Annotated in this window: 9 protein-coding genes; 5 read left to right on the top strand and 4 right to left on the bottom strand. The window is 46.8% G+C overall.

The features are described from left to right. Window positions 1-54 precede the first annotated feature (54 nt). Window positions 55-2,604, top strand: a complete 2,550-nt coding sequence (locus tag ABS362_RS06860; RefSeq protein ID WP_350411649.1) for a DUF5916 domain-containing protein — start codon at window positions 55-57, stop codon at window positions 2,602-2,604. A 287-nt stretch (window positions 2,605-2,891) separates the two neighbouring features. On the opposite strand, the gene ABS362_RS06855 is transcribed toward ABS362_RS06860, so the two are convergent. From ABS362_RS06855 to ABS362_RS06840, 4 genes are all read right to left on the bottom strand, one after another. Then, complete coding sequence (locus ABS362_RS06855) at window positions 2,892-6,653, bottom strand: S8 family serine peptidase (protein ID WP_350411648.1); 3,762 nt, start codon at window positions 6,651-6,653, stop codon at window positions 2,892-2,894. A 182-nt stretch (window positions 6,654-6,835) separates the two neighbouring features. Beyond that, on the bottom strand, window positions 6,836-7,807 hold the full coding sequence (hemB, locus tag ABS362_RS06850; RefSeq protein ID WP_350411897.1) for a porphobilinogen synthase: 972 nt from the start codon (window positions 7,805-7,807) through the stop codon (window positions 6,836-6,838). Between the two features lie 199 nt (window positions 7,808-8,006). Next, on the bottom strand, window positions 8,007-9,248 hold the full coding sequence (gene rocD / locus ABS362_RS06845) for an ornithine--oxo-acid transaminase (protein WP_350411647.1): 1,242 nt from the start codon (window positions 9,246-9,248) through the stop codon (window positions 8,007-8,009). Window positions 9,249-9,369: 121 nt separating this feature from the next. Beyond that, entirely contained in the window at window positions 9,370-9,678 is a 309-nt protein-coding gene (locus tag ABS362_RS06840) for a hypothetical protein (RefSeq protein WP_350411646.1), read from the bottom strand. 148 nt (window positions 9,679-9,826) lie between these two features. Between ABS362_RS06840 and ABS362_RS06835 the strand changes: the two genes are divergently transcribed. The 4 genes from ABS362_RS06835 (at window position 9,827) to ABS362_RS06820 (ending at window position 12,697) form a co-directional block, all read left to right on the top strand. Further along, on the top strand, window positions 9,827-10,000 hold the full coding sequence (locus ABS362_RS06835) for a C1orf53 family protein (protein WP_350411644.1): 174 nt from the start codon (window positions 9,827-9,829) through the stop codon (window positions 9,998-10,000). Window positions 10,001-10,015: 15 nt separating this feature from the next. Further along, window positions 10,016-10,909, top strand: a complete 894-nt coding sequence (locus ABS362_RS06830) for an arginase family protein (protein WP_350411642.1) — start codon at window positions 10,016-10,018, stop codon at window positions 10,907-10,909. A 139-nt stretch (window positions 10,910-11,048) separates the two neighbouring features. Beyond that, window positions 11,049-11,288, top strand: a complete 240-nt coding sequence (gene rpmB, locus ABS362_RS06825; RefSeq protein ID WP_162346556.1) for a 50S ribosomal protein L28 — start codon at window positions 11,049-11,051, stop codon at window positions 11,286-11,288. Beyond that, the gene (locus tag ABS362_RS06820; RefSeq protein WP_350411641.1) at window positions 11,288-12,697 is read left to right on the top strand and encodes an aminopeptidase P N-terminal domain-containing protein; all 1,410 of its coding nucleotides are present in this window, start codon (window positions 11,288-11,290) and stop codon (window positions 12,695-12,697) included. The genes rpmB and ABS362_RS06820 overlap by 1 nt, the downstream gene beginning before the upstream one ends. Window positions 12,698-12,794 lie beyond the last annotated feature (97 nt).

Genomic DNA, 12,794 nt, shown 5'->3' with positions numbered 1-12,794 from the left:
TCAGGCAATACTTTACATTTGTACCTTGATTTAAATTGTACGCGCTATTAAACTATGAAAAACCATTTACAAGCAACTCTGTTACGTGCATTTTGTTGCTGCTTATTATGCTTGCCAGGCCTGCAAACGATGGCGCAGGCAACCAAAAAATCCCAGCCTGCAGTTGTAAAAAAAGAACTGGCAGCGCTTCGTATCACTACTTCTCCTAAAATTGATGGCGTGCTGGATGAGCCCGAATGGCAGCAAGCCCAGATCGCATCAGAATTTATCCAGAACAGGCCAACTCCGGGACCAAAAGAAAAGCATAAAACCGAAGTACGTGTTATGTATGATGACGCTGCTATTTATATAGGCGCTATTATGCACGATGTGTCGCAGGATAGTATTTTAAAGCAGCTTGGCAAGCGCGATGATTTTGGAAATACAGACTTCTTCGGTGTTTTCCTGGATACTTATAATGACCAGATAAACGGCTTTGGCTTTTTCACGACCCCGGCAGGTGTGCAGTTAGATGCCCGCTACTCATCTAACGGGGAAGACTTTAGCTGGAATGCTGTTTGGGAGAGCAATGCAAGTCTGCAGGGCAACAGCTGGGTAGCCGAGTTCAAAATTCCTTATTCAGCCATACGTTTCAGCAGCAAGCCAGAGCAGTTGTGGGGCCTTAACTTTATGCGTAACCGCCAGTCCACGCGCCAGGGTTATTTCTGGAACCACGTAGAGCCTGCCATCGATGGTTTCGTGAACCAATGGGGCAAACTGACAGGCCTTAAAAATATAGAAGCGCCGCTGCGCTTATCCTTCACTCCATATGTCTCGGCCTACGCCGAAACTATACCCCAGATACAGGAAGGCAGCACTGAAGATGTAAGCTATCGCAGCGACTATAATTTTGGTGGCGGTATGGATGTGAAGTATGGAATTAATGATGCCTTTACCCTGGATATGACTCTGATCCCGGATTTCAGCCAGGTGCAGTCTGATAACCAGGTGCTGAACCTGAGCCCGTTTGAAGTACAGTTTAACGAGAACCGGCCATTTTTTATGGAAGGTACAGAGCTGTTTAATAAAGGCAACTTCTTTTACTCCAGAAGGATAGGAGGAATGCCCATTAACTTTCTTAACCGTGATGCAGAAGAAGAGCTGGGCAATAAGATCATCGATAACCCACTGGAAACGAAGATGCTTAACGGTACAAAGATATCAGGTCGTACAGAATCAGGGTTAGGTGTTGGGGTGTTTAATGCTATAGTTGGCCGGCAGTTTGCCACCCTGGAGAATAGCGAAGGCATCAGGTTTAAAAAAGAAACGCAGCCGCTTACCAACTATAATGTCTTTGTCCTGGACCAGTCGCTTAAGAACAACTCTTACGTAACTCTGATCAACAACAATGTTATGCGCCAGGGCAGCACTTATGATGCAAACCTGACAGGGCTCCTCTTTAAGTTTGCGAATAAGAAAAACACATACGCCATAGATGGTAAAGCAGCTCTGAGCCAGAAATACTTATCCGATAGCACTGCGCTGGGCCACACCTACCGCATCGGGTTAAGCAAGATAAGTGGTAACTTCCAGGTTTATGGTTCGCATACAGTTATATCCGATACCTATGATCCTAATGACCTGGGTATCTTGTTCGTGAACAACTCGATGGAAGAGAACCTGCAGTTCAACTATAATATTTACCAGCCTTTCTGGAAGTTCCTGAACATGTATACCAACATTGGCGCAATTTATGCGCGCAGGTATGAACCGGATGCCTTCCAGAACTTCGTGATATATGGTAACCTTAACACCACTACAAAAGGTTTTACAAGCCTTGGAATGTTCTTTAACGTTGAGCCGGTAGTAACTTACGACTTTTTTGAACCACGTGTAAACGGTTGGTACTATGCGTTCCCGACAAATAATAATGTTGGCGGATACATCTCTTCTGACTACCGCAAAAAGCTTGCATTGGATGTAAGTGGTAATTATCGTTGGTTTGATGAAAATAACAGGCAAAGTGTTAGTTATTCCATATCGCCAAGATACCGCGTAAATGATAAACTGATGTTCGTGTATAGCTATGACCGTAGTGTGCGCATGGATGATATGGGCTTTGCCAGAACATTTATGGACCCGAACGGCGACGACCCTAACAGTGAGCGTGTAGTGGTATTTGGCCTGCGTGATGTGAATGCCACTACCAGCACGCTTACCGGCAGCTATAGTTTCAACAACAAAATGTCGGTATCGTTGCGGGCGCGCCATTACTGGTCTAAGGCAGAGTATTCTAAGTTTTACCGTTTGGCAACCGATGGCAGCTTAAGCCCAGATACTTACCCAAGTGGCTACAACGGCAGGTTTGAAGATGCTGACCACAACCGAAACTTCAATGCCTTTAACATTGATATGATCTACTCGTGGTGGTTTGCGCCTGGTAGCGAAATAAGCATCGCCTGGAAGAACGCCATCATGGAGGATCAAAGCAGTGTAGTGCCACGTTACCTGGATAACTTTACCAACACCATATCATCACCGCAGAACAACAGTATTTCAGTTAAAGTATTGTACTACATCGATTACCTTACCCTGAAAAACAAATTTGGCAAAGGCAGATCGTAAAAGGCAAACTATAGTTGAAACTAATTCAGAACTATAGTTCAGCGCTGATATTTTCCTGTAAATGACTCTAAACAAAAAAGGCTCTGAATTATCAGAGCCTTTTTTGCTGGGTTATAGTTTAGAGCATGTTTAAAATTCATCTTTTGCACTGCAAACCAACCATAAAGGAACCTGACTTCATCTTTTTATCACCACGTAGCGCTGCTATGCGGCTCTAAAAACATTTCGCCAGAACCCTTCCTGTCTGACTCTCACATGCAAAAACGAAATTTAAACATGCTCTTAGCTTAATGCTGTACTATTATTCGTTTTACAATTACTTCGTCATTCCTCTGTATGCGTAGCAGGTACATTCCCGACGCTGCAGAAGATAGATCTATCTGGCCTTCGTACTGACCGTTATAGTTGGTTATAGTGCCATTGCGCAGGGTGTTGCCCAGCATATCATAAACCGTAAAGGTTACCACATCCTCCAGGGCAAGCTCACCTTCTACTATAAAGATACCCGTACTTGGGTTAGGCGATACTACAAACTCTTTTCCTAATACAGCTTTTTGCGGCTTGTAAGAGAAATTATACAGCTCCGACCTGTCTGATACGCAACCGTCTTTCTGTATTTCAACCGTGTATTCACCGCTCTCCTGAGGAGAGAACTCCTGTGCAGTAGCGCCAACTATAGCTGTGCCGTTCAGGTACCATTGGTTGCCTTCAGTAGCGCTGGAACGTAACGTTAGGCCCTGTCGGGTAACTACCGGCTGCGCAAGTGGCTCTGTGCCTCTAACCTGTACCTCCGTACGCTCACTCTTACAACCCAGGGCTTTCACTTTAAGGTCGTAGAAGTAATAATAGTAGGTGTTGGTTTCGGTGGTGGCAGAGTTACCGGTTATCAAAAACACATTTGGTATGCCTAACGGGTAAGGTACGTTTGCCTGGTTGTTTCTGTAAATGGTAGCATCCTCGTCGTAAGAAATAGCGATTCTATAGTCACCGGCCTCCGGTAGTGTTAAACCCAGGTAATACACCTGGCCCTGGTCTGTCGGGTCGTTAGGCTGCGGGCCTTTAGCCGGGTTAGACTGAGTGGCTGTTACTTCCAGTTTTCTTTCAGATACCTGTACGTTATCCTTATTATACACCGTGAACGTGATCTTACCCCTATGGCCGATATATAACCTGGCGCTTTCCAGCATCATCGGGGCATAGGCTTTTACAAGCACGTCCGGAGAGAACTGGTTATAACCACCCAGCGGCAGATCAGACTTCTTCTTATAACCTGCTGTTCCACTGAAGTCGTTGAGGGCGGCAAACATTTTGGTGCCAATACTTTCTTTAGGCAACTGTAACTGATTTCCGGCTGCTACAGGGTTTGTAGCAGTAGCCGACGTATACCAGTAGATCGTGCCATTGCCTGAGCCTGTTAAAGAATAGTTAGGCGTATCGCCACAACGGAAAACAGAAGCTTCCGGTGCCGGTTCAGGGTTCGGAACAGTAAAGCTGGCACTTATGGTATTGTTACCCACCTGCGAATCGCCCTGTAACGATGTTACAGCCTCCAGCTCGTAAGATGCGCCGGATTCGGTAGCAAATGAAGTAAGGGTTAGCTCAGCCTCACGCGACGGATTTATAGTTCCTTTGTAAACACCAGTAAGCTGTGATATCTCTGTTCCGTTTTTGCGCACTTTTACAGTTACCGGTATGTCGCTTATTGGTAGCGCACCGTTGTTGCGGATCTTTACAGTGATAGCTTGTTCCGGTGTGGCGCAAACGGACTGGCCAGCTGTACTTACCAGTACAGTTTCAATGTCCTTTGCAGGTTTGCTAAGCTGTACCACATAATCCTGGGTTTCGCCTTTGGCGTATGTGCCACACGGGCTAACACTTGCTGCATCTGTCGTTTCAGATAACACGATACGCATACGTACCTTAATACCTGTTTTAGCTGTTGCTGGCGCTTTAATGGCCGCTGTTATAGTTGTGTTGTCTGTTATTATTCCTGATGCTGCCACCTGTTCTCCGGCATCTGCAAAGCTTCCGTTGCTGTTCCAGTCTATAAACACCTTCGCAATTTTGCTTGCATTTGTAGTGCACGTAGCTGGCGTTATAGCTATAGTTCTGGTCTGGCCGCTTTCCAGTGTAAACTGGTTTTCGGTGAAGTTGCTGTATGTGGTACAGCCAGGCGTACGTGCCGGCGATATCTTAGTGCCGTCTATCAATACGCTTTCTATGCTGGCACCCTGGTCTGATGTTGGGGCAGAAGTGCAGTAAGCTGTGCCGCCAATGCCACTGGCAACTATAGAATATGCCTGCGGAGCCTTTACAAGCGTACCTTTGTGGCGGATCTCTACTCTGTATGTTTCGCCGGGGATAGCATTTGCAATAAGTACCTGCTCTACGTTGTCAAGTTTGTTATCGCCAGGCGTAGCCGGGCTGGCAGGAGTGGCGGGGTTCATGGTCCAGGGCTGGTAGCTTGTTCCGTTGCGGCTTATGCGCAGGTCCAGGTCATTTACCAGGCGTGGTGTTCTGTTGTTTAAAAGGTTAGATGGCACCGGCGATGCTTCCGGGTCCGTCCAGGAAATAGTAACCACAAGCGGGCCTTCACCTGAAGCTACTACATCGAAACCATACACCTCGCTGTTCTGTAACTGGCGCTCAGCCAGCAGGTGTTTGGCGTTTGGAGTTGCTTTAGCACCTGAGATAACCGTTGCTGCACGGGCCATGTTCAATAATCCCCAGCCATAAATATAGTCAGGGCCAGGGGCTTGTCCTGCTTCATCGGCAGTATGTATAACAAGCCCTTTAAGCGTAGCTGCGCGCATTATGCTGCCACTCTTTACATTAGAATAGTGCTCCTGCAATAATAGTAACGACCCGGATACATTTGGCGCTGCCATTGATGTACCGCTGAACTGTGCATAAGCGGTATTGTTGGTGCCAACAGAAGACATTACATCTACACCATTCCCTACAATATCCGGTTTAATACGGCCATCATCGGTTGGTCCCCAGCTACTGAAACCAGAGATTTGTACATCAGAAGCCTGGATATAGCCGTTGGCGATCGGGTTTACAGCGCCAACTGTAAGTATATTTTTAGCATTGCCATAGGTCGAGATAATATCGTACCCGTCGTTGCTGCTCAGGTCTTCGCTGCGCGAGTTTATAAGGGTAAAAGCGCCGCTGCTGCTGCGCTGGTAATATGGCAGACCCGGAGCAGGGCCGTTCTCGTTACGGTTATTGCCCGCCGACTTAACTATAAGGTAAAAAGGTGCCTCATACGCGATCTGGTCCCAACGCGCTGTGCTGTTGTCATAAAAGCCAAATCTATAGTCTTCGGTAGCACTGATAGCCGGGTTGCCCCACCATTCCCAGTTAGGATCTGCGGCAGTACCTTTCCTGTCGGAGTTAAAGCGCCAGCCGGTAATAGAGCCATACGAGTGGTTCGAGATCAGGAGGTCTTTAGCGGCAGTTGCCATTTCAGAAACATCGCTGTTAAAATCGTATGCGGCCAGCATTTTAGCTTCGTAGGCCATGCCTTTTGCCTGCTTGTTAACCCCTGTCGCGATCATGGTTCCGGCTACGTGTGTAGCGTGGTCATCTACCTGCGATGGTTTGTCTTTCTGCTCTACACGGCCTGTCAGCTCCTGGTGTGTTTCGCGTACTTTGCCGCCATCCCAGAGGCCAAGTTTATTTGCTACGGCATTACCTGCGCCACTCAGCGTAAGACCCAGGGAGCCACCAGCCCAGAGTTGATCGGTACCAACTGTAGCTGCCGCACGCGCGTTGTTATAGGTAATGTAGTAAATGGGCATCCCCTGTGAGTCGAGGCCCTGTAAAGAAATGCGGGTACCGTCAGGATAAGCCTTTTCAATGACCCAGCCTTGTGCTTGTGCCAGTTTAAGTGCTTTGGCTCTGTTCGCTTTATAATCTTTTGATGCAGCAGAGGCAATTTTGTCCAGCTTTTTAAAGTTTGTGCGGACTTGTGTTTGTTGGGCAATTGCCGAGGTGGTCGTAGCCAGGGAGATAACTGCGAGCCAGAGGCTTAATCTTTTCATAAACTGGTAAAAGTGGTAGTCATATAGTTTCTCAAGTTACTACTTAAGCTTCAGAAAGCCAAAGTTGTTCCTGCTAAGGTATAATTTTTTTGAGTGGATTATAACAAAGGTTGTATGAGGCCGGCTAAATAAAAAAGCACCGGTAGTAGCCGGTGCTTTTTTATTACTATAGTTAGCAGGTTTTATCTGCGGATAAACTGGGCGTATTCTTTCGCAAAATAAGTAAGAATAACATCAGCACCGGCGCGTTTTATACTTGTCAGTACCTCTACCATCGCTTTTTCGCCATCTATCCAACCATTCTGGGCAGCTGCTTTTACCATGGCATACTCGCCACTGATGTTGTAGGCTGCAATTGGCAGGTGAGAGTTTTCGCGCAGCAGTTTAATGATATCTAAGTAAGCTAAGGCTGGTTTCACCATCAAAAAGTCTGCACCTTCCTGGGTATCCAGTTCGGCTTCTATAAGGGCTTCGCGGCTGTTGGCGAAGTTCATCTGGTAAGTTTTTTTGTCGCCTTTTTTAGGAGCAGAGTCCAGGGCATCGCGGAACGGACCGTAGAAAGAGCTGGCATACTTGGCTGTGTAGCTCATAATACCCACTTTGTTATAACCGGCATCATCCAGCACTTTACGGATATAGCCAACACGGCCATCCATCATATCCGAAGGGCCAACTATATCGGTACCGGCCTGAGCCTGCACTAATGCCATCTTGCCTAACACTTCCAGGGTTTCGTCGTTCAGGATTTCGCCGTTCTCAACTATACCATCATGGCCATCCGAACTATAAGGGTCCAGGGCAACGTCGGTCATCAAAACTACATCCGGGAAATTCTTCTTTATCTCGCGTATGGCTCTCGGGAACAGGCCGTCCGGGTTATGGCTTTCGGTGGCCATTTTATCTTTAAGCTGCTCAGGAATGCTGGCAAACGGGGCAAAAGCTTTCACACCCAACTCTACGCAGCTATTCACTTCTTCTAAAAGGGTATCTATAGAGAAGCGGTTAATGCCGGGCATCGAGCTGATCTCTATTTTCTTATTCTGGCCTTCAATTATAAATAGCGGAAAAATGAAGTCGTTCAGGCCCAGGGTAGTTTCTTCCACCATGTTCCGGATAACTTCGCTCTGTCGGTTACGACGTGGTCTTCTTGTCATCATATCTATAGCTGATAAATATAAAAAGCGTGTAAATCAATGTACTGCAAAGGTACGGTTTAATTGCTGATTGTTGAATTGTTGAATGGCTGAAATCCAATGGCAGCACAAAAACAGTAGGTGGTAAGCATTTGTTATAAACTATAAAAGCGACACCGGGGCGTCGCTTTTATAGTTTATAATGGAAAGCTATAGTTGCTTAGAAGCTCATCAGAACAGACTCTATAATATCGCAGCACTCGTGTAGTTGCTCTTCGGTAATAACCAGCGGTGGTGCAAAACGGATAATGTCTCCGTGGGTTGGTTTGGCTAACAGGCCTTTCTCCATTAATAACACACACACATCCCAGGCAGTGCGGCCGTCAACAGTTGGCTCTATCACAACAGCATTTAAAAGGCCGCGACCACGAACTATAGTTACCAGTTCCGGGCGCTCCATTTTTATCTGCTCCATGCGCTGACGGAAGATGTGGCCTAGCTTGTTTGCGTTCTCAGTCAGGTTCTCGTCTTTAATAACATCAAGGGCTGCCATGGCAACGGCTGCGGCCAATGGGTTGCCGCCAAATGTAGAACCGTGCTCGCCTGGCTGTATGCACAACATGATATCATCATTCGCCAACACACACGAAACCGGAAGCACACCACCTGACAAAGCTTTGCCCAGGATCAGGATATCGGTTTTTACATCATCGTAATAAGTGGCTAGTAATTTACCGGTACGGCCAATTCCTGTCTGTATCTCATCGGCCATGAACAGCACATTATACTCCTTGCACAACGCATGACATTTAGCAAGGTAACCTTCATCCGGAACCATGACACCGGCCTCGCCTTGTATCGGCTCTACCAGGAAACCGCAAACGTTCGGGTTCTCTTTCAGGGCCAGCTCCAGTGCATCAGTGTCGTTGTAAGGAATTACTTTGTAGCCCGGCATATATGGGCCGAAACCTTTAGTAGAGTCAGGGTCGGTAGAGAAGGAGATGATACCAGTAGTGCGGCCATGAAAGTTATGCTCCACAACTATAATCTCAGCGGAGTTTGGTGCCAGTCCTTTTTTAGTGTAGCCCCACTTGCGCGCCAGTTTTATAGCAGTTTCTACGGCCTCGGCACCCGAGTTCATGTACAGGGCTTTGTCGTAACCAAAAAACTCGCAGATGTGCTTTTCAGCTATGCCCAGTTTATCGTTATAAAATGCCCTGGAGGTAAGCGTGAGTTGCTGTGCCTGCTCGGTAAGTGCGTTTATGATGCGCGGGTGGCAGTGGCCCTGGTTTACGGCGCTGTATGCCGACAGGAAATCGTAATAGTGTTTGCCTTCTACGTCCCAAAGGTGCACGCCTTCGCCACGGGTAAGTACAACAGGCAGCGGATGGTAGTTGTGAGCGCCATATTTATGCTCGATGTCTATGGCTTCCTGGCTCGATGAAATAGTATGTGTGTTCATAGTTTTATAAGGTAAGCTCTTGTTTGGGCGCGGGTATACCTTTGCCGTTATACTTTTACATAAAAAAAAGTTAATTGTTGTAAATGTAGCAAAACCCGCCCTCAATTAAAACTACGACTGCTTATGCGCGAGGTGCCTGACGCAGGTAACGGCCAACTATAGCTTCAAACTCATCGGGAGCATATTCTGCGTAGGTGTCTGTCATTATTCCAAGTTTGTTATCCTGCGTCCTGAATCCATATATTTCCCGGTGGCCTGTTGTGTCGTGCGCTTTTACGTGGTGATGCTCCAGTAGTGTAAGTTGGGCAGGAGAGATGGGGATGGAAAGTTCGGGGCAGAAAAGTTGGTGCTGCTGTATAGTAAAGGTGTTTACGAATCCGCGGGCGCGCATATCAGCAATGGCATCGGTAAGTGTATGGTAAGTAGGCATAAGCTGATGGGTTAAAGTAAAGAAAAGATTAGCATGACTATATTATAGTATAACGCCTGGGAGGGCTTAGGCAGTACTATAGGCTTGTGATTTTGGCTAACGCATCATATTTGCAGATATTTGTAAGCAATAGATAAGCAAAAAGGAAATGCAGCCGCTAAAAGAAGGAGAAGATTATTATTTGAATGAGCAGGGGCTGATGGTCTTTACGGCAAAATACCACCTGAAACGTGGCTATTGCTGCCAGAACGGATGCCGCCACTGCCCCTATGGTTTCCGGAAAAAGCAATCTGAAACTGATGAGAACAAAGACAAACGATAGCCCAACTATAAAACTATGATACAGCTCGTTGGTATCCCCACTTTTGCAGGTGCCCTTTACCCCGGCACCGAAGAAACACCGGCAGCTTTGCGAAAACATGATTTAAAAGAAACAATAGAAAAGTCGGGTATTAACGTTTCTGATTTCGGGGATGTAGCCTTACCTGCTGACCTGCCACGGCACAACATAGCCCCGGTGCGTAACTGGCCAGCTCCGCGCATGGTCTGGGAAATTATAGTGGAGCAGGGCATCAAGTGGTTCGATCCTGAAAAGTTCTCATTGCTACTGGGCGGCGATTGCAGTATAGTTGTTGGCGTAGCGGATCATCTGGCAAAACTGTACGGAGATAAGCTATATATATTGGTTGTAGATGCCCATGTGGATGTGGTAAAACCTGAGCCAGATGTGTGCATTGGCGCTGCAGCCATGGGACTATGGTTTTTAACAAATGAGAACCTGTTCTGGACAAAGCCCGCAACTATAAATCCGAGCGAAATTACTGTACTTGCCTGCCAGAATGTGCCAACTGAAACCTACGGCATTCAAACTATAACCCTGGATCAACTACGCAATAACCTGCAGCAAACTATAGCAACTGTCCTCTCCGGTATTCCTGTGGATGGGAAGATCCTGATCCATTTTGACGTGGACAGTGTTTGCCAAAACGAAATGCCAGCTGCGTATGCCCCCAGCGAAACCGGCCTAACTATAGCTGAGGTTCGCGAACTGCTGACCTGCCTTGTAGCAGATTCACGAACTATAGCCATGGAAGTAACAGAATTTTCGGCAGTGAAAGATACGGCTGGTAGTAATGCACGGAGCCTGAATAAATTGCTTGCAGACAGTTTAAGAGATGGACTAAAAGAGCGGAAATTACAGACAGAGCCGGAAACTATAGTTATAAAGTAGCAAGAACAAACCAAGAATAAAAGCAGCTCAGGCGCTTAGAAAGGGTGATTGCATAAAAATATTCACTATGGCTTTGACATTGTGTATCATTTTGTTGATATTTGCACCCCTATTGAAATAATTTAGAAGATAATACAAGATGGCACGAGTTTGCGACCTAACCGGTAAAAGACCTCAAGTAGGAAATAACGTATCACACGCTAACAATAAAACGAAGCGTAGATTTTATCCAAACCTTCAGAAGAAGCGTTTCTACATCCCTGAAGAGGATGCATGGATCACTCTGAAAGTTTCTACTTCAGCTTTAAGAACTATCAACAAGAATGGTATCACTGCTGTTCTTAACAAAGCAGTAGAGCAAGGCTATATCCTGTACTAATGGCCGCCTTCCGGCTATGCGTGCTGCTTGTTTGGGCAACTATAACAGCTGCCACGGCACAGTCGCGTATATCACCGGACAAGCCATCTGATACATTAGATAAAGAATTTCACCGGCAACGGAGAGAGCAATTGCGTAAGCAGTTACCAGCTCGCTCCGTTGCCGTTTTCTTTACTTCCCCGGTCCGCAATCGTGCAAACGATGTGGATTACTACTACCATCCGGATCCTGATTTCTATTACCTGACCGGTTACACCGAGCCAAACGCTGTGCTTATAGTTTATGCCGAGCCACAAACTATAAACGGCAAGCAGGTGCAGGACCTTCTGTTCGTGCAGCCTAACGACCCACAGGCCGAACTATGGAACGGCAAACGCCTGGGCGTTGAAGGTGCCGCCACAACACTTGGTGTTGCTACCCAACCAAATACTTCCTTCCAGAAATTCCAGTTCAGTAAAGACCTGCAGAAGGCCTATATAAAGCCGTTGCCTGCTGATGTGCGCGACAACGAGCGCGATAATGCCGACCTCTATAGTTTGCTGGAGCAGTTCAACGCTAAAAACCTGACTACTGATGCGCGAGCATTAGAAATGGTGATGGGCCAGTTGCGCGAACAGAAAACTCCTGAAGAACTCGAACTGCTGCGCAAAGCCGTAACGATATCGGCAATGGGTCAGATTGAAGTGATGAAAGCGATGAAGCCGAATATGTCGGAACTGGAGATACAGGGCTTGCATGAATTTGTGCACAACAAGTATGGCGCACAGCATGTAGGCTACCCATCTATAGTTGGGGCCGGCAACAACGGCTGTGTGCTGCATTACATCGAGAGCGCCAAGCCAAGCATAACAAACAATGAGCTGGTGTTGATGGACGTGGGAGCAGAATACAAAGGCTACACTGCCGACGTAACCCGAACTATACCAGCCAACGGCAAATTTTCTCCGGAGCAAAAGGCTATTTACGAACTGGTTTTAAAAGCGCAGGATGCCGGTATTGAACAGTGCAAAGTAGGTAACCAGTTTATGGCTCCCGGCCAGGCTGCCCAGGAAGTTATTGCAGATGGCCTTGTAAAACTGGGAATCATTAAAAATAAAGCTGATGTGCGTCGTTATTTCCCGCACGGCACGTCGCATTACTTAGGCCTCGATGTGCACGATGCCGGCACCTATGGCCCGTTTAAGCCTAATACGGTTATAACAGTAGAGCCCGGGATTTATATACCAGAAGGCAGCCCCTGCGACAAAAAGTGGTGGGGGATAGGCGTTCGCATCGAAGATGATATCCTGATCACAGAGAAAGGCTGGGAAAACTTGTCTGAACTTGCTCCGCGCACTGTAGCGGATATCGAGAAAATGATGGCGCAGCCTAGCGCGTTGGATGATTTTAAGCTGCCGGAAATCAAGTAAATTGAACTATAAACCGTGTTTTAGCGCATTTTAAACTATAGTTTTATCGTCTAACGCTGAACTTTAGAAGAAAATTTATAGTTTGTTTGTAGTTAAG

Source organism: Pontibacter populi (assembly GCF_040278685.1).
GTDB lineage: Bacteria > Bacteroidota > Bacteroidia > Cytophagales > Hymenobacteraceae > Pontibacter > Pontibacter populi.
The sequence above is the reverse complement of the archived record's forward strand: the minus strand, read 5'-3'. Positions and strand labels throughout refer to the sequence as shown.